19 protein-coding genes and 1 tRNA gene are annotated in these 17,203 nt (G+C 68.7%); 8 read left to right on the top strand and 12 right to left on the bottom strand.

Features of this window, described 5'->3' with window-relative positions; all coding sequences use genetic code 11:
- Positions 1-165: 165 nt before the first annotated feature.
- The 3 genes from ACTIFS_RS02780 (at position 166) to ACTIFS_RS02770 (ending at position 1,549) form a co-directional block, all read left to right on the top strand.
- Positions 166-522: a SnoaL-like domain-containing protein gene (locus ACTIFS_RS02780; protein WP_439572519.1), complete on the top strand. Its 357-nt coding sequence runs from the start codon at positions 166-168 to the stop codon at positions 520-522.
- 80 nt (positions 523-602) lie between these two features.
- Positions 603-1,082 (top strand): hypothetical protein, encoded by a 480-nt coding sequence (locus ACTIFS_RS02775; protein ID WP_439572518.1) that lies wholly within the window; start codon positions 603-605, stop codon positions 1,080-1,082.
- Entirely contained in the window at positions 1,079-1,549 is a 471-nt protein-coding gene (locus tag ACTIFS_RS02770) for a hypothetical protein (protein ID WP_439572517.1), read from the top strand. Before ACTIFS_RS02775 ends, ACTIFS_RS02770 begins: the two co-directional genes overlap by 4 nt.
- Positions 1,550-1,559: 10 nt before the next feature.
- Here ACTIFS_RS02770 and fabI read toward each other — a convergent pair whose 3' ends face one another.
- The 4 genes from fabI to ACTIFS_RS02750 all read right to left on the bottom strand — a co-directional run bounded on the left by fabI (position 1,560) and on the right by ACTIFS_RS02750 (position 4,711).
- Entirely contained in the window at positions 1,560-2,372 is an 813-nt protein-coding gene (gene fabI, locus ACTIFS_RS02765; protein WP_439572516.1) for an enoyl-ACP reductase FabI, read from the bottom strand.
- A 144-nt stretch (positions 2,373-2,516) separates the two neighbouring features.
- Entirely contained in the window at positions 2,517-3,041 is a 525-nt protein-coding gene (locus ACTIFS_RS02760) for a GNAT family N-acetyltransferase (RefSeq protein ID WP_439572515.1), read from the bottom strand.
- 86 nt (positions 3,042-3,127) lie between these two features.
- The gene (locus ACTIFS_RS02755) at positions 3,128-4,126 is read right to left on the bottom strand and encodes a DnaJ C-terminal domain-containing protein (protein WP_439572514.1); all 999 of its coding nucleotides are present in this window, start codon (positions 4,124-4,126) and stop codon (positions 3,128-3,130) included.
- A 108-nt stretch (positions 4,127-4,234) separates the two neighbouring features.
- Entirely contained in the window at positions 4,235-4,711 is a 477-nt protein-coding gene (locus ACTIFS_RS02750; RefSeq protein ID WP_439572513.1) for an RT0821/Lpp0805 family surface protein, read from the bottom strand.
- A 171-nt stretch (positions 4,712-4,882) separates the two neighbouring features.
- Between ACTIFS_RS02750 and pdxH the strand changes: the two genes are divergently transcribed.
- A complete protein-coding gene (gene pdxH / locus ACTIFS_RS02745) occupies positions 4,883-5,500 on the top strand; it encodes a pyridoxamine 5'-phosphate oxidase (RefSeq protein WP_439572512.1) in 618 nt (205 codons plus the stop codon).
- A gap of 44 nt (positions 5,501-5,544) precedes the next feature.
- On the opposite strand, the gene ACTIFS_RS02740 is transcribed toward pdxH, so the two are convergent.
- The 6 genes from ACTIFS_RS02740 to ACTIFS_RS02715 all read right to left on the bottom strand — a co-directional run bounded on the left by ACTIFS_RS02740 (position 5,545) and on the right by ACTIFS_RS02715 (position 10,497).
- Positions 5,545-5,618, bottom strand: a tRNA-Gly gene (locus ACTIFS_RS02740).
- Between the two features lie 112 nt (positions 5,619-5,730).
- On the bottom strand, positions 5,731-6,249 hold the full coding sequence (locus ACTIFS_RS02735; RefSeq protein WP_439572511.1) for a hypothetical protein: 519 nt from the start codon (positions 6,247-6,249) through the stop codon (positions 5,731-5,733).
- 102 nt (positions 6,250-6,351) lie between these two features.
- Positions 6,352-7,179, bottom strand: a complete 828-nt coding sequence (locus ACTIFS_RS02730; RefSeq protein ID WP_439572510.1) for a carbohydrate ABC transporter permease — start codon at positions 7,177-7,179, stop codon at positions 6,352-6,354.
- Between the two features lie 10 nt (positions 7,180-7,189).
- Entirely contained in the window at positions 7,190-8,071 is an 882-nt protein-coding gene (locus tag ACTIFS_RS02725; protein WP_439572509.1) for a carbohydrate ABC transporter permease, read from the bottom strand.
- 52 nt (positions 8,072-8,123) lie between these two features.
- Positions 8,124-9,431, bottom strand: a complete 1,308-nt coding sequence (locus ACTIFS_RS02720) for an ABC transporter substrate-binding protein (protein ID WP_439572508.1) — start codon at positions 9,429-9,431, stop codon at positions 8,124-8,126.
- 40 nt (positions 9,432-9,471) lie between these two features.
- The gene (locus ACTIFS_RS02715) at positions 9,472-10,497 is read right to left on the bottom strand and encodes an ABC transporter ATP-binding protein (protein WP_439572507.1); all 1,026 of its coding nucleotides are present in this window, start codon (positions 10,495-10,497) and stop codon (positions 9,472-9,474) included.
- A gap of 231 nt (positions 10,498-10,728) precedes the next feature.
- Between ACTIFS_RS02715 and ACTIFS_RS02710 the strand changes: the two genes are divergently transcribed.
- Positions 10,729-11,439 (top strand): nitroreductase, encoded by a 711-nt coding sequence (locus ACTIFS_RS02710; protein ID WP_439572506.1) that lies wholly within the window; start codon positions 10,729-10,731, stop codon positions 11,437-11,439.
- Positions 11,440-11,445: 6 nt separating this feature from the next.
- Here ACTIFS_RS02710 and ACTIFS_RS02705 read toward each other — a convergent pair whose 3' ends face one another.
- Positions 11,446-11,949 carry a MarR family winged helix-turn-helix transcriptional regulator gene (locus ACTIFS_RS02705; RefSeq protein WP_439572505.1) on the bottom strand — a complete coding sequence of 168 codons (504 nt, stop codon included), beginning with the start codon at positions 11,947-11,949 and terminating at the stop codon, positions 11,446-11,448.
- 192 nt (positions 11,950-12,141) lie between these two features.
- Here ACTIFS_RS02705 and ACTIFS_RS02700 point away from each other — a divergent pair, with 192 nt between their 5' ends.
- From ACTIFS_RS02700 to ACTIFS_RS02690, 3 genes are read left to right on the top strand one after another with little or no spacing between them, the layout of a single operon-like run.
- Positions 12,142-13,179: a branched-chain amino acid ABC transporter permease gene (locus tag ACTIFS_RS02700; RefSeq protein ID WP_439572504.1), complete on the top strand. Its 1,038-nt coding sequence runs from the start codon at positions 12,142-12,144 to the stop codon at positions 13,177-13,179.
- Positions 13,180-13,181: 2 nt separating this feature from the next.
- The gene (locus ACTIFS_RS02695) at positions 13,182-14,942 is read left to right on the top strand and encodes a branched-chain amino acid ABC transporter ATP-binding protein/permease (RefSeq protein ID WP_439572503.1); all 1,761 of its coding nucleotides are present in this window, start codon (positions 13,182-13,184) and stop codon (positions 14,940-14,942) included.
- Positions 14,939-15,664: an ABC transporter ATP-binding protein gene (locus tag ACTIFS_RS02690; RefSeq protein ID WP_439572502.1), complete on the top strand. Its 726-nt coding sequence runs from the start codon at positions 14,939-14,941 to the stop codon at positions 15,662-15,664. The genes ACTIFS_RS02695 and ACTIFS_RS02690 overlap by 4 nt, the downstream gene beginning before the upstream one ends.
- Positions 15,665-15,672: 8 nt before the next feature.
- Here the strand turns inward: ACTIFS_RS02690 and ACTIFS_RS02685 are convergent.
- A partial coding sequence (locus ACTIFS_RS02685) for a hydantoinase/oxoprolinase N-terminal domain-containing protein (RefSeq protein WP_439572501.1) occupies positions 15,673-17,203 on the bottom strand: 1,531 nt, incomplete at its 5' end.

Below are 17,203 nucleotides of genomic sequence, written 5' to 3'. Positions count from 1 at the left end.
GCCGGCCGCTCGCGGGCCGTGACGGACGATGGTGGCCCGGCCGCAGCCGGCAATCAAGCCTTCGCAGGTGCGGCACGGCGGATCGCCGAAAAGGCATGCTGACATCCGGCAGCCCGGCCCTTGCGATCGTCCCCGGCAGGACCACTCGCGCCGAAGGAGGCACCCATGAACACCCGTGACGTTGCACTCGATTTCACCGACATGCTGAAGCAGGGCCGCGACGCCGAGGCGGCCGCCAAATACAACGCACCCGACATTGTCAGCCTGGAGAGCATGGACGGCCCGATGGCGAAGGTCAGCGGCGCGGATGGCGTGCGCCAGAAGGGCGAGTGGTGGGTGGCCAACCACGAGGTCCACAGCGCCACGGTGCAGGGTCCCTATGTGCATGGCGACCAGTTCGCGGTGCACATGGCCTTTGACTTCACCCGCAAGGTCGAAGGCGATCGGATCAACCTGGCGGAGGTCGGCCTCTACACCGTGCGCGACGGCAAGATCGTCGAGGAGCGGTTCTTCTATCTCTGAGGGTCCGCGGGCTCTCACCGGAACGGCAGGGCGCGACCGGGGCCATCGAACTTTTCGCTGCGTCGCAGCGACAAAGGAGCATGACCGAGGACCTGCCCGACACCGTTCCCACCCCTGCCCCGACCCTGCGGTGGCTCGGCCTTGCCACCGTGCTGCTGGCGGCGGCCATGGCGGTCGCCATGGTGCTGATGAGCGGCTTCGGCCGCGACGCCTGGATGATGCCGCTGGTGATCGCCTGGAACTGGGTGCCGCTGGCCGGCATCTGGATCGTGCTCGACCGGACGCTGACCAGCCGCTCCGCCTGGGCGGTCGGCCTTGCCGGCCTTGTCGCCATGGCCGCGATGGAGGCCTGGTTCCTGTTCCTGACCGGCCAGCAGTTTCTGATCCACGCCCACGGCTGGCGGATCGAGGGTGTCCGGCAGGAGGCGCTCTACGGGCTCGCCTCCCTCATCGTCCCCTTCTATGCCGGCGGCGCCGGCCTGATCGGCCTGGTCGCAGCCATGGCGGTGGAGTTGCACGCCCGCACGCGCCGGGCGGCCACGGGCGGCGAGACCCGATGACCGGCGGGGACGGCACGGCGGCAAGCCGCCTGCTGGAGAACCGGCGGCGCGCATCCGCCCGCCGGGCTGCGGCGATGGCCGCCGCGGCCGGCGGCCTCGTCGCTCTGGTCACGGTGGTGCTGTGCTGGCCGGGCAGCGTGCCGGGAAAGCTCGCGCTGGTCGCGGTCTGGAACCTGCTGCCGTTCGCGCTTCTGTGGCTGGTGCTGGCCCGCATCCTGACCCGGCCGGCCGGCTGGCAGGCTGCCGCGGCGGGCCTTGCCGCCATGGCCGCGGGCCAGGCCTTCGTGCTCTACGGGGCGGTCATCCAGATCCTGCTGGCGAACGGCATCCGGATCGGGGGCGCCCTCGCCGAGCCGCTCTATCCGCTGACCCTTCTGTTTTCACCGCTCGTCATCGGAGCCATGGGGCTAGCCGTGCTGGCGGCGGCATGGATCGCCGACCGGCGGCGGAGCAGCGACGGCGGATGACGCGCTGCCCTCACTCCTTCACGACGCTCATGTCCGGCGCGTAGGGGTTCTTCATGCCGACCACATGGTAGCCGGCATCCACATGGTGGATCTCGCCGGTCACGCCGCGCGACAGGTTGGAGAGGAAATACATGCCGGAATCGCCGACCTCTTCGATGGTGACCGTGCGGCGCAGCGGCGAATTGTACTCGTTCCACTTCAGGATGTAGCGGAAGTCGCCAATGCCCGAGGCGGCAAGGGTCTTGATCGGGCCGGCCGAGATGGCGTTGACGCGGATGTTCTTCTCGCCGAGATCCGCCGCCAGATAGCGAACGCTCGCCTCCAGCGCCGCCTTGGCGACACCCATGACATTGTAGTGCGGCATCCACTTCTCGGCGCCGTAATAGGTCAGGGTGAGCATCGAGCCGCCATCGGTCATCAGCTTCTCTGCGCGCTGGGCGACGGCCGTGAACGAATAGCAGGAGATCAGCAGCGACTTGGTGAAATTGCCCTCGGAGGTGTCGACATAGCGGCCGGTCAGCTCGTCCTTGTCGGAAAAGGCAATGGCATGGAGCACGAAGTCCAGCTTGCCGTCGAACAGCCGCGCGGTCTCGGCGAAGACGGCGTCCAGCGTCGCCGTGTCGGTCACGTCGCAATGGCCGACCACATGACCACCAAGCTCTGCCGCCAGCGGGCGCACGCGCCGCTCCAGCGCATCGCCCTGGTAGGTGAAGGCAAGCTCCGCACCCTGCTCGGCACAGGACTTGGCGATGCCCCAGGCGATGGAACGGTTGTTCGCAACCCCCATGATGAGGCCGCGCTTGCCCTTCATGATGCCCGTCATAATGTTCCTCGCCCGGCATTCCGCCTGCAAATCAGCCGGTTCCTATGCCATTGCGGGGCTCTGGGCGCAAGGCGGACGGGCTGGCCGCCGGCTCTCCCTATCTCGCCCGGGGACGCCGATATGAATCCATCGGGGGGCGCTAACCTAGCCTGTCCGGTGGTGGCTGCTGGCCATCCGGTAGGATTTCAGCAAGGTCCCCTCGTAGCGGACATCTCCAACGAACCGCATGCCGATTTTCGCGGCGACCCTCATCGAGGGCTCGTTTTCGGGGTGTATGTCGGCGACGATCTTTTCGAGGCGCAGCACCTCGAATGAATGACGAACAAGCGGCCTGGCTGCTTCCGTGGCATAGCCCTTGCCCCACGAGAGGCGGTTCAACCGCCAGCCAATCTCGATGTCGGGACCCTTCCCATCATAAGGAATCAGGAGAATCCAGCCGAGGAACTGCTGCGGTTCGGACTTCGGGAAGATCGACCAGTATCCGAGCCCATCTCCATAGGACGCCGCAAGCCTGTTTCGCAGAAACTGCTCGTGCTCGACGGGATTGCTCCAGGGCCCGGCTACATATTTCGTGACTTCGGGATCCCGGTCCATCGCAAGGCACGCTGCGAAGTCCATCGTCGAGCGCGGCCTGAGGAGCAGCCTGTCGGTTTCAAAGGTCAGCTGCATCCATCATCCCCCGTTCAGGTGGCGACAGGCTCGCCCCTCCCCCGGATCGGCAGCACCGCCCCGATCCGAGAGAGCCCGCCGTGCGCCTAGAGCCCCTCGCGCGGATCCGTCTTGCGACGGTCCTTCAGAACGCGCGCGAACCCCTCGAGGTCGGCGCTCGCCTCCGGCAGCACGATGCGGACGGTGACATAGAGGTCGCCGGCCCCTGAGTCGGATGGCAGACCCTTACCGCGCAGGCGGAAGGTCTTGCCCGAGGAGGTTATGGCGGGCAGCGTCAGTTCCACCTCGCCGTCGAGGGTCGGCGCGCGCACCTTGGCCCCGAGGATCGCCTCGTCGAGGGCTACGGGTAAGTCGAGGCGCAAGTCCTTGCCCTCGGCACGGAAGGCCGGGTGCGGCTCGACGGCGATCACCACATAGGCATCGCCCGGAAGGCGGCCGAGGCTCGACGGCCGGCCCTTGCCGCGCAGGCGCAGACGGTGGCCGTCGCGGGTGCCCGGCGGGATGCGCACATCCACCGACTCGCCGGTGGGCAGCACGACGCGTTGGGTCGAGCCGCGGGCCGCGTCCAGGAACGGCACCTTCACGGTCAGCGTGATGTCCGTGCCGGCACCGCGCGGCGACGGGCCGGGCTCGAAGGCATCGGGGCCGCGCGCGCCCGCACCACCGCTGGCCATGCGGGAGAAGATGTCGAAGAAATCGTCACCCGGCGGGCCGCCGCCCGGCCGGTTCGAGGAGCGGCGAACGCCATCAGGCCCGAAGGAAAAGCTCTCGAAGATGGTCTCGCCGAACGGCGTTCCCTGAGGCCCTGCACCCGGGCCGGGCCGGCCGCCGCCGAAACCCTCGAAGCCGGTGAAGCGCGGCTTGCCCTCGGCGTCGATCTCGCCGCGGTCGAAGGCCTTGCGCTTGTCGGCGTCCGACAGCAGCTCGTAGGCATTGTTCAGTTCGGAAAAGCGGTCCTGCGCCTTCGGGTCGCCCGAGTTGGCGTCCGGGTGCAGCTGCTTGGCCTTCTTGCGGAAGGCTCGTTTGATCTCGTCGGCGCTCGCCGCGCGCGCGACGCCGATGACGTCATAGGGATCGCGGGCCATGGTCGTCCTTGAAAAGGGCGCGGCCGGCAGGCCACGCCCCGCAAAGCGTTGAGTTGGAATGCATGTGGGGGCGGCAGGCCCGCTTCACAAGTTCGGGAGCGACCGGGCTCAGCTCCGCCGCCAGGGCCGGAGCTCGGTGACCGCCCAGGGACCCGTGCTGCGGCAGGCCCGGCCGTCGAACCAGGTCTCGCGGCCGTCCTTGATGGCGCTCCCGAGGAAGTCGCGGCAGGTCTGTCCGCTGGGGCCGTTGGCGCGCTGCATGGCGGTCACCGTGCCGCCCATGCCGCTGGCGGCATTGGTCCAGGGCAGGCTCGGCGTATCCGCATTGTCGGCCAGCGCCTGCATGAGCACGGCCTTGGCGGCGTCCCAGTCGGCCTGGGGTATCGGCAGGGCGCCGCCGGCAGCGGGTGCGGTGGCGGTGGCTCCCCGGTTGACCGAGCCGGTGGTGCGCGGGTCGCCGGCGGGCTGCGCCATCTGGGCGGTGAGCGGCGGAGCGGTGTTGGTGCGTTCCCAAAGCGACGGCAGGGCCACCGTGCAGCCCTCGAGCGCGAACAGGGCAAGACAGCAGAAGGCGAGGCGCGGCAAACGCCGGCCAGCCTGATCGCCATGCGTCAGGGGGCATGGGCGCGCCCCCGGCAATTCGCTATAGAGACGGCGAACCCGAAGGGTCCATCCGCTCCTGATTGATGCGCCCATACGCAGATACTCCGCAGCCAACAGGGCTCTTTTCGGGCGATCAGACAACGGAGCTGGTTAATGTCCGGTTCGGATCCGAACGATTTTACTGAAAGCACCGAGCCCTTCGCCCTGTTCGAGGCCTGGCTCGCCGAAGCAACCGCATCCGAACCGAACGACCCGACCGCCATGGCGCTGGCGAGCGTCGATGCCGATGGGTTGCCGAATGCCCGCATGGTGCTGCTGAAGGGCATCGATCCGCGCGGCTTCGTCTTCTACACCAACACCGAAAGCGCCAAGGGCACGGAACTGACCGGCCAGCGCAAGGCAGCCGGGCTGTTCCACTGGAAATCGCTCAGGCGGCAGGTGCGCCTGCGCGGCCCCGTGGAGATGGTGACGCCGGAGGAGGCCGACGCCTATTTCGCCTCGCGCCCGCGCGGCAGCCGCATCGGCGCCTGGGCCAGCCAGCAGTCGCGGCCGCTGGAAAGCCGGTTCGCTCTGGAAAAGGCCGTGGCCTATTACACGGCCAGGCACCCGATCGGCGAGGTGCCGCGCCCGCCCCACTGGTCCGGATTCCGCATCCTGCCCGTGTCGATGGAGTTCTGGCACGACCGGCCGTTCCGCCTGCACGACCGCGTGCAGTTCCTGCGCGAGGTGCCCGACGGGCCATGGACGGTGAAGCAGCGGCTGTATCCGTAAGGGGGGCGCTATCCGCGACGGAAGCGCTGCACCGGCGGCGGGGCTGGAGCGGGTGAAGGGAATCGAACCCTCGTCGTGAGCTTGGGAAGCTCCTGCTCTGCCATTGAGCTACACCCGCCCGCGGCGCGGAACATAGCCGGACGCCCGCCGGCTCGGCAAGAGGTGCGAAAGCCGACCTCAGGCTGCGCCGTCCGTCGGCGCAGCCTGCAGACGTCCCGGCGGCAAATCTCCTAGCGCGCGTCGCGCCGGGCCTGCGCCACCTTCGCCGCCTGGCGCTGCCGGCCGCGCTCCATCGGCCGGACGAGGTTCTGGGCGCGCGTATTGCCGACATCGCGCATGCCGCTGCGGGCGTGGCGGCTGTTGAAGGCAGGGCCCTGGTCGCTGGCCTGCTTCATCTCCAGCGCCTTGCGCATGCCGGCCGCCGTGGCAGCCGTCGCGGCGATCTGCTTGCGGCGCTGCGCCTCGCCGTTGAGGCGGCGCATCGCCATGGCCAGCACGGCAAGCTTGGTCTTGGAACCGGCATCGCCGGCGGACGGGGTCGCGCCCTTCGGAGCGCCCTTGCCGCGCGCCTCGCGCCGGCGCCGGCTGACGTCTGTCTGCGCCTTGTCGCGCCGCTCGCGGACCAGCCTGACAAGGTCGCGCAGGTCGCTGTCGGAGAGCTCCTGCAGGCCCGGATGATGGGACTTCTCGACGAGGGCGAGTTCGTCCGCGCTCAGCGCGCGGGCCTCTTCCTTGCGGGTGATGGCCATGGTTCCGGCTCCTTGTCTGCAACGGGTCGTGACAGAAACGCGCGAGCGCGCGATCTGTCCATCCGCACGGCCTGCGGCGTTCTGTCCCTGCCCGGTCGCGCCCTATTTGATCCCGGCGCGCATGAAGCTCTGCACGAACTGGCGCTGGAACAGCAGGAAGCCGATGAGCAGCGGTGCCGAGGTCATCAGCGTCGCCGCGCAGATGATCGACCAGTCGATGCCCTGGTCGGTGGAGGAGAAGACCTGCAGCCCGACGGTCAGCGGGCGTGCCTCCACCGAGTTGGTGACGATCAGCGGCCAGAGGAAGTTGTTCCAGTGGTAGCTGACCGAGACGAGGCCGTAGGCGATATAGACGGGGCGGCCGAGCGGCACATAGACGCGCCAGAGGATCTGCATGGGGCTTGCCCCCTCCACACGCGCGGCATCGTCCAGTTCCTTCGGTACGGTCTTGAAGGTCTGACGCAGGAGGAAGATGCCGAAGGCGGAGGCCACGTAAGGCAGGCCGATGGCCGGGATCGAATCCAGGATCCCGAGGCGATTCATGGTCTTGTAGTTCTCGACGATCAGCACGTCCGGCATGATCATGAGCTGGGCGAGGACGAGGGCGAAGACCAGTGTCCGGCCGGGAAACTCGTAGCGGGCGAAGGCGAAGGCCGCGAGCGTGCAGAGCACCAGCTGGCAGGCGAGGATCCCCGTCACCAGGATGAAGGTGTTGAGGAAATAGCGCGCGAACGGGGCCGCCTCCCAGGCGCGCGCGAAATTCTGCAGGGTCAGCGGCGCGAACAGGTCGAAGCGGGTGGAGAATTCCGGCGGATGGAACGCCGTCCAGACCGCATAGGCGAGCGGCGCGATCCAGATCAGCGCCAGCAGCCAGGCGCCCGCTGTCTCGACCGCCTTGCCCCAGCCGCGCGGCGCATAGACTTCGCTCATCGCCGCCCCCTCACCGGTAGTGGATCCGGCGCTCGAGGAGCCCGTACTGGGCCAGCGCGATGAAGGCGAGGATGGCGAGCAGGACGACCGTCAGGGCCGCGGCATAGCTCGTGTCCCAGAACGAAAAGCCGACCTGGTAGATGTAGAACAGCAGCAGGGCGGTGGCGTTGTCCGGTCCGCCGCGGGTCATGACGAAGATGTGGTCGATGGTGCGGAAGGCCCCGATCACGGCATTGACCAGCACGAACAGCGTGGTGGGCATCAGCAGCGGGAACTGGATGCGCCGGAAATAGGTCCAGCGCGACGCCCCCTCCAGCGCCGCCGCCTCGGCGAGGCTCGGCGAGATGGTCTGGAGCGCGGCCAGGTAGAAGATCATGAAGAAGCCGGCCTCCTTCCAGACCGCCACCACCGTGACGGCGAAGAGGGCGGTCTCGTTGGAGCCGAGCCAGTTGGGCCCGTTGATGCCGAAGGCGCCAAGGATCTGCGCCAGCAGGCCGTACTGGGGCGTGTAGAAGAACAGCCAGATATTGGCGACCGCGATCATCGGCAGGACGGTCGGCGTGAAATAGGCCATGCGCACCAGCGTGCGGCCGGCAATGCGGTCATTCACCCAGACCGCCATGAGCAGCGCCAGCGCGATCGAGGTCGGGATCGTGCCGAGGGCGAACCACAGATTGTTCCACATCGCCTGCCAGAAGATGGGGTCGGCCATCATCTGCTCGAAATTGGCCGGGCCGACGAAGCGGGACGGACGGCGTGCGCGCGGCGTCGAATAGAGGCTGTCGATGAGGGTCCCGATGGCCGGCCAGTGCGTGAACAGGGCGAGCAGCGCCAGCGAGGGCGCCAGCAACAGCCAGGCGTGGATCCAGGTCCGGGTGCGGAGCGATGTCATCTGGAGGGTCAGGGGGCGGCCGCCGTGCGGCGACCGCCCCGCATGAGAGATGTCAGCGATAGGGGCGCAGGATGCGCTCGGCCTCGGCCTGCGCATCCTTCATGGCGGCTTCCGGCGTCTTGGTGCCGTTGAGGGCGGCCTGCAGGCCGTCGTTGAGCGCCTTGGTGACGCGCTGGTTCTCGTGGGTGGACAGTTCGGCCACCGCATACTGGAGCTGGTCGCGGGCAACCGCCGCGGCCGGGAAGCCGGCGACATATTCCTTCATGACCGGGGTTTCGAAGGCATCGCCCCTGACCGCCACGTAACCGGTGTCGATGCCCCATTTGGCGGCGCGCTCCGGCGTGGTGATCCACTGGATGAACTTGAAGGCGGCCTCCTGCTCGGCGCGCGAGGACTTCTTCGACAGATAGAAATTGCCGCCGCCGGTCGGGCTGCCGCGCCGCTTGCCCGCCGCCAGCATGCCGACGCCGAAGGGGAACTTGGCGTTGTTGCGCACGTTGGTGAGGTTGCCGGTGGTGGTCCACATCATGGCGCATTTGCGCTCGAAGAAATCGCGCGGCGTGGTGCCCCACTCGACGATGCCGGTCGGGTGGACGCGGTGCTTGCGCGAGAGATCGACCCAGTACTGCAGCGCCTCGATGACGCCCGGCGCGTCATAGGCCGTCCGGTTGCCCTCGCGGTTCATCAGGATCGCGTCGGCCTGGACGGCCAGCGCCTGGAACAGCCAGTAGGGGAAACCCGAGGACGGAATCTGGATGCCCCACTGGGTGGTCGTGTTGCCGTCGCGCTTGGTCAGCTTCTCGGCGAAGGCGACCTGCTCGGCCCAGGTCTGGGGCGGCTTTTCCGGATCGAGGCCGGCCTCGCGGAACAGGTCCTTGTTCCAGTAGAGCACGATGGTCGAGCGCTGGAAGGGGATGCCCCAGGTCTTGCCGCCGGTCTGGCTGTTTTCCATGAACGAGGGGAAGAAGCTTCCCAGCCACGCCTTGTCGGCGTCGGTCTTGATGAAGTCGTCGAACGGGATGATGGCATCCTCGTCGATGAGCGTGAACATGTCGGTGGAGAGCAGCACCGAGGTGACCGGCGGCGTGCCGCTCTTGTGGGCGGTGAGCGCCTTGACGATGGTCTCCTGATAGGTGCCGGCATAGATCGGCTTCACCGTGATCGAGGGATTGTCCTTCTCGAAATCGGCGGCATAGGCGTCGATGAGGCGGGTGATCGGGCCGCCGACGGCGACCGGATAGAAGAACGACACCTCGACCTTGCCCTGGGCGATGGCCGGTGCGGAAAGGCTGCCGGCGAGCGGCGCGGCAAGGAGCGCGGCTCCGCCCGCGAGGACGGTGCGGCGGCTGGTCTTGGTCATGGTCTTGTCCTCCCCAGGATTGTGTTTGTCTGCCGGCTCATCATATCCGCCGGCCGCTTTCCGTGTCGAAAAAATGTTCATGGCTTCCGTCCCATTCGAGGTGGATGGACTGCCCTTCGCCGAGCCCGGTCCTGCCCGGCACGCGCACGATGAACGGGTGGCCGCCGAGGCGGACGTCGACGAGGCTGTCAGCGCCGAGGTATTCGACCGATGTGACGGTTGCGTGAAATCCGTTCCCGGCAAAGCGCACATGTTCGGGACGCACGCCGATCGAGACCCCGGCCGGGTCGCGGCCGGCAGGGGCAAGACGCGCCGCCGCCTCGCCCAGGGACGCCAGCGGCAGGACATTCATCGGCGGCGTGCCGACGAAGCGGGCGGTGAAGACCGTGGCCGGACGGTTGTAGAGCTCTTCCGGCGTGCCGTGCTGTTCGAGGTGGCCGGCGCGCATCAGCACGATCCGGTCGGCCATGGTCATGGCCTCAACCTGGTCGTGGGTGACATAGATCATGGTGACGCCGAGCCGGCGCTGCAGCCCGCGGATCTCGCGGCGCATGTCGAGGCGAAGCTGGGCGTCGAGGTTCGACAGCGGCTCGTCCATCAGGCAGACCGGCGTTTCCGCGACGATGGCGCGGCCGAGGGCCACCCGCTGCTGCTGGCCCCCCGACAGCTGCGACGGCTTGCGGTCGAGCAGCGTTTCGAGGCCGAGAATGCCCGCCGCCCGCTCCAGGCGACGCGCCCGCTCGGCCTTCGGCACCTTCCTGACCTCCAGGCCGAACACGATGTTCTGGGCAACCGACAGGTGCGGAAAGAGCGCATAGCTCTGGAACACCATGGAGACACCGCGCTCGGACGGCGCCGCCTGGGTGACGTCCCTGTCCGCTATGCGGATAGTTCCGCCGGTTGCCGGTTCGAGGCCGGCGATCAGCCGCAGCGTGGTCGATTTGCCGCAGCCGGACGGGCCGAGCAGCGCGACGAGCTGGCCGGCTTCCACCGTGAACGAGACCCCTGCCACGGCGTTCTGGGTTCCGAAGGCCTTGCTGACCCCGTCGAGTTCAACCGTCGCCACGCCCTGCTCCCGCACGCTCCGGCCGGGTGCCTCCTCGGCGGGCCGGGACGGGCGAGGCTTAGCGGATCGCAGCCCCGCCCGGAAGACCCTCCGTCAGCGTCAGGCCGTCACGCATGCGCCGTCAGGTCCACCGGCGGTCCGGCAGGCCCCCTCCCGTTCGGACCCTTGATCGGCGCGGCCGCGGCGGCCAGCCTAGGGCATCGCCCGACCCATCCCGGAAGGACCTGCCGCATGACCGATGCCCAGCCCCTCGCAACCGTCAGGGAGGGGGACGCCGCCGCCTTCGACCGCATCATGAGCGCGCGCCATTCGTGCCGCGCCTTCCGTCCCGACCCGGTGCCGCGCGCCACCATCGAGGCGATCCTGACAACGGCGCAGAAGACCGCCTCCTGGAACAACACCCAGCCCTGGCAGGTGACGATTGCCTCGGGCGCCGCCCGCGACCGGTTCCGCGCGGCCATGGTGGAGCGGGCCTCTTCCGGCGGGGCCCATGCCAGCGACCTGCCCTTCCCGCGCGACTATCTCGGCGTCTATCTCGACCGCCGGCGCGCCTGCGGGTTCCAGCTCTACGGCGCCGTCGGCATCGCCCGCGGCGACAAGGACGCCTACAGGCGCCAGACGCTGCGCAATTTCGAATTGTTCGATGCGCCGCATATCGCCATCGTCACCACGGACGAGGTGATCGGGGTCTATGGCGCGGTCGATTGCGGGGCCTATGTCTCGAATTTCATGTCGGCGGCGCAGGCGCATGGGGTCGGCACCATCGCCCAGGCGGCGCTCGCGGTGCATGCGGACCTGGTGCGCGAGCTGATGGGCATTCCGGAAGGCCGACAGGTGGTCTGCGGCATCTCCTTCGGGTTCGCCGACACCGATGCGCCGGTGAACAGCTACAGGACGCCGCGGGCCTCGCTGGAGGAGGCGGTTCGCTGGCTCGAGGAGTGAGGCGCTTCAGATCTTTTCGAGCAGGCGCAGCAGTTCGGCCTTCTCGGCACTGGTCAGCCGTCCGGTGATGCGCGCTTCGTGGTCGAGGACGGTCGCCTTGGCCTGGTCGAGCAGGTCGCGGCCGGCCGCAGTCAGTTCGAGCGCGTGGCTGCGCCTGTCGGTGTCCGAGCGCCGCCGGCGGGCCAGGCCGCGCTTCTCGAACCCGTCCATCATGGCCACGAAATTCGGCCTCTGGATGCCGAGCGCCGCGGCGATCTCGCGCTGCGAGCGACCGGGATTGGCGTCGATCAGCACAAGGGCGCTGAACTGGGCCGGTCGCAGGCCATGGGCGTCGCAGGAGCGGATGAAATCGTCGAAAACGGCCAGCTGGGCACGCCTGAGAACATAGCCGACCAGACCCGGAAGCGGCCCGTGGTCCAGCCATCCATCCGTCCGCGCGGCCGCCGGGGTGACGACCCCGGATTGCCTCTCCGCCGATGGCTTGCGCCGCCGCGCCGTGGCCTTGCCCATCGGCCCTGCCCTCCTGCGGGACGCCTGTTGCAGCCGTCCCGAAAATAGTTATAGACTATATCTAATTTGCAGGAAAGCCGCCGTGAGAGCGGTCCTGAGGGAGGACCTGACGTGCTCGACCCCCGCGGCGCAGTGACAGGCTGCACCGGATGGCCACCATCCGTCCACACCCTGCGCGAGCGGGAGTGAGGGATGGACACCACCATCCTTCTCTTCCTGCTGCAGGACGGCATCACCAACGGCGCGATCTATGCGCTGCTCGGCCTCGCGCTCGTTCTGGTGTTCGCCGTCACGCGCGTCATCTTCGTGCCGCAGGGCGAGTTCGTCGCCTATGGGGGCCTCACTTTCGCCCTGCTGGAGGCCGGCCGCGTCCCCGGCACGGCCTATATGGTCGTGGTCTTCGGCCTTGTCGCCTTCGCAGCCGAGATCGTCTCCCGACGCCGCTCGCTGCACCTGCCGCAGATCGGCCGGGAGGCGCTGGCCAAGATTGCATTGCCGCTTGCGGTTCTGGCCATCACCCAGGTCGCGGTGGCGGCCAAGGCCGGATCGCTGGTCAACCTCGTGCTGACCGTGGCGATCGTCGCCCCCATCGGTCCCTATCTCTATCGCATCGCGTTCCAGCCCATGGCGGATGCCTCCGTGCTGGTCCTGCTGATCACGGCGGTTGGCGTGCATCTGGCCCTGACCGGCGTCGGCCTCGTGTTCTTTGGCCCCGAAGGGCTGCGCGCGCCGCCCCTGTCGGACGCCTCCATCCCGATCGGCCCGATCGTCGCCACCGGCCAGAGCCTTGCCATCTATGTCATCACGGCGGGTCTGATCGTGGCACTCGGCCTGTTCTTCGGGCGCACCCTGACCGGCAAGGCGCTGCGCGCCACCGCCATGAACCGCATCGGCGCAAGGCTCGTCGGCATCCGCCTGGCGCTGTCCGGGCGCATCGCTTTCGGACTGGCCGCGGTGATCGGAGCGGTGTCAGGCGTGCTGATCGTGCCGATGACGACGCTCTATTACGACACCGGCTTCCTGATCGGCCTGAAGGGCTTCGTCGCAGCCATCATCGGCGGGCTGGTCAGCTATCCGCTGACGGCAGCCGCCGCCCTGATGGTCGGCATCATCGAGGCCTTCGCCTCCTTCCATGCCAGCGACTGGAAGGAGGTCATCGTCTTCACCCTGCTGCTGCCGGTGCTGCTGATCCGGTCCTGGACCGATCCCCACCACGACGAGGAGGAGTGACGATGCATCGCTTCGCCCTTCCCGTCTTCGCGGCGGTTCTGGCCGTGATCCCGCTGATCCCGGGCCTGTCGGTGTTCTGGATCACGCTCCTGGACAATATCGGCCTTGCGACGCTCGTCGTCATGGGCCTCGTCCTGCTCACCGGCGTCGGCGGGATGACCTCGTTCGGGCAGGCGGCCTTCTGCGGCTTCGCGGCCTATACCTCGGCGCTGATGACCACCAAGTTCGGCTACAGCCCGTGGCTCGCCCTGCCGGTGGCGCTGGTGGTGACCGGCATGGCCGCCGTTCTGCTCGGCCTCGTCACCGTGCGCCTGTCCGGCCATTTCCTGCCTTTGGGAACCATCGCCTGGGGCATCGCGCTCTACTACGCCTTCGGCAAGCTGGAGATTCTCGGCCGGCACGACGGCATTTCCGGCATTCCGCCGCTCAGCCTGTTCGGTCACTCGCTGATCGACCCGCGCGCGATCTACTACGTCATCTGGGGCTTCGTGCTGATCGCGGCGATCATCACGACAAACCTGCTCGATTCCCGCACCGGCCGGGCGATCCGCGCCCTGCGCGGCGGGCGCATGGCGGCGGAGGCCTTCGGCATCGAGCCGGCCCGGATGAAGCTCGCCGTCTTCGTCTATGCCGCGCTTCTGGCCGGCGTTTCCGGCTGGCTCTATGCGCATGTCCAGCGCGCGGTGAACCCGACGCCGTTCGGCGTCCATCCGGGCATCGAATATCTGTTCATGGCGGTCTCGGGCGGTGCCGGCCAGGTCTGGGGCGCCGTGGTGGGCGCAACCCTCGTCACGTTCCTGAAGGACATTCTCCAGCGCATCGTGCCGGCGGTGTTCGGCACCACCGCGCTCTACGAGACCATCGTGTTCGGTGTGCTGCTGGTTGCCATCCTGATCGTCGCGCGTGAGGGGCTGTGGCCGCGCATCACCGCGCTGCTGCCACCGGCGGCGCCGCCGGATATCGACGCTGCGGCCGAACCGCTTCCCGCGCGCCCGCGCGCGGGGGCCGAGACGCTGCTGGAGGTGACGGCCGCCCGCAAGGCCTTCGGCGGGCTGGTGGCTGTCAACGACGTGTCGTTCCGGGTGCGGCGCGGCGAGATCGTCGCGCTGATCGGCCCGAACGGCGCCGGCAAGAGCACCACCTTCAACCTGATCACCGGCGTGTCGCCACCATCGGGCGGCATGGTCGCCTTTGCCGGACGACCGATTACGGGCAGCCGGCCGCAGGCCGTGGCCGGGCTCGGCATCGCCCGCTCGTTCCAGCACGTGAAGCTGCTGCCGGAGATGAGCGTGCTGGACAATGTGGCACTGGGTGCGCATCTGCGCGGCCGGGCGGGCTTCGTCCAGGGTCTGCTCAGGCTCGACCGCACGGAGGAGAAGCGGATCAAGGCGGAGGCGGCGCGCCAGATCGCCCGCGTCGGCCTTGCCGAACACATGCACAAGCCGGCCGGCTCGCTGGCGCTCGGCCAGCAGCGCATCGTCGAGATCGCCCGCGCCCTGTGCCTCGACCCCGACCTGCTGCTGCTCGACGAGCCGGCCGCGGGCCTCAGGCATTTCGAGAAGGCCGCGCTCTCCGAACTGCTGCGCCAGTTGCGCGCCGAGGGCGTGTCGGTGCTGCTGGTCGAACACGATATGGGTTTCGTCATGACACTGACCGACCATGTCGTCGTGCTGGATTTCGGCACCAAGATCGCCGAGGGCCCGCCCGCCGAGATCAAGACCAATCCGGCCGTGCTCGCCGCCTATCTGGGGACGGACGCATGAGCGCGCTCATCGCCATCGAGCAGCTGTCGGTCGCCTATGGCCGGGTGGAGGCGGTGACCGACGTGTCGCTGACGGTTGCGCCCGGCGAGATCGTTACCGTGATCGGCGCAAATGGTGCCGGCAAGTCGACGCTGCTCAATGCCGCCATGGGGCTTCTTCCCGCGCGCGGACGCGTGACATTCGACGGCCGCGACCTGATCGGCGTCGAGGCCGAGGACCGGGTCGGCCTCGGGCTCTGCCTGGTGGCCGAGAAGCGCGAACTGTTCGGCGCGATGACGGTCGAGGACAATCTGAGGCTCGGGGGCTTCCGCGTCACCCGCGAGGCGGCGGCCGAATCGCTCATCGAGGTGTTCCAGCGCTTTCCACGGCTCGAGGAGCGGCGCGGCCAGCTGGCCGGCACCCTGTCGGGGGGCGAGCGGCAGATGCTGGCCATGGGCCGGGCGCTGATGGCGCGGCCCCGGCTTCTCATGCTCGACGAGCCGAGCCTCGGTCTTGCGCCGAAGATCGTCGCCGACATCTTCCGGATCATCACTGATCTCAGGGCGGCGGGCGTCGCCATCCTGCTGGTCGAGCAGAACGCCCGCGCCGCGCTCAATGCCGCCGACCGCGCCTATGTCATGGAACTCGGCCGGATCAGCCTCGACGGACCGGCGGCGGAGCTTGCCCGCGACCCGCGCATCGTCGAGAGCTATCTCGGGCTCGGGCGCACCGAGACGGGCTGAAGCGGCCTTCAGGCCGCCTCCGCAGCCCCTGACGCCACCGCGCCGACGACCCGCACCCGGACCCTGAGCGAATTGCCCGGCAGGTAGGCGATCGGCATGTCCTCGGTCTCGATGGTGGCGATGGTTGCCCGGTCGGCCCCGGCCGCGACCGCCCGGTCGGCGGCGATCTGCCGGGCCGCGGCGATGGCGTCGTTACGGGCCATATCGCGGAAGATCTGGTCGCATTCGCCCGAGACCTGCGCGATCGCCGCGCCCACCGCATTGGCACAGTCGCCATGGGGCACGCGCACGACGCGGGAGGCGCCCTCCATCGTGTCGGGGATGAGGAAGGCGCCGCCGCCGACCGCGATCAGCGGCACGTCGCCGGCCTCGGTCTTGATGCGGTCGAGCGCCTCCTCGACCATGCGCCGCGCCTCGGCGAAGACGCGCCCGACGGTGTCGGCATCGAGATGGGCGACCTTCTGGCGATCACCGATGGGCAGGAGGCCGGCGGCCACCGCCACGTCGGTGGTGGTGAGTTGCTGCCCGCCGAAGGCGATGCCGTCGCGCATCAGGCGATAGCCGACCGAGACCGGGCCGATCCCGAGCGGATCGAGCCGGACATGGCTGCCGCCGCCGAGGCCGAACGACAGCAGATCCGGCATGCGGAACAGCGTGCGGACGCCGCCGACCTGCACGACCGAATTGGCCTCGCGCGGGAAGCCGTTCTTCAACTCGCCGATATCGGTGGTCGTGCCGCCGACATCGGCGACCATGGCGTCGTCGAGGCCGGAGAGATAGGCCGCCCCGCGCATGGAATTGGTGGCGCCGGAGGCGAAGGAATAGACCGGCAGGCGCATGGCCTGGTGGGCTTCCGCCACCGTGCCGTCGTTCTGGGTGATGAACAGCGGCGCGGCGATCCGGCTGTCGGCGATGGCCTTCTCGAAGGCCGCGATGGTCTCGCGGGCAAGGTCGGTCAGCGCGGCATTGAGCAGGCCGGCATTCTCGCGCTCCAGCAGGCCGATGCGGCCAAGATCGGAGGAGCAGGTGATGACCGCGCCGGGATTTTCCCTGGCGACGATCTCGGCGGCCTCCCGCTCGTGCGAGGGATCGAGCGGCGAGAAGACCGAGGAGATGGCGACCGCCGTCAGCCCCTTCGCCCTCATGTCGCGCGCCGCGCCGGCCACGGCCTCGCGGTCCAGCGGCATGAACGGCCGGCCGTCATATTCGTGGCCGCCCTCGACCATATAGACCGCGCCGCGGACCAGCTCGGCCAGGTCCTTCGGCCAGTCGCAAAAGGGCGGCAGCGAGGCGCCCGACGGCAGGCCGAGGCGCAGCGCGGCGACCTTCGACAGATGCCGGCGCTGGACCACCGCATTGATGAAATGGGTGGTGCCGATCATCACGCCGTCGATGCGCCGGCCCTTCAGCAGGCCGCTGTCGCCGAGCCTCGCCAACGCTTCAAGGATGCCGCCGGTGACATCCTCGCTGGTCGGTGCCTTGACCGCACCGACCACCTTGCCGTCCTCGATCAGGATGGCATCCGTGTTGGTGCCGCCG

Source organism: Phreatobacter sp. (genome assembly GCF_051860605.1).
GTDB lineage: Bacteria > Pseudomonadota > Alphaproteobacteria > Rhizobiales > Phreatobacteraceae > Phreatobacter.
The sequence above is the reverse complement of the archived record's forward strand: the minus strand, read 5'-3'. Positions and strand labels throughout refer to the sequence as shown.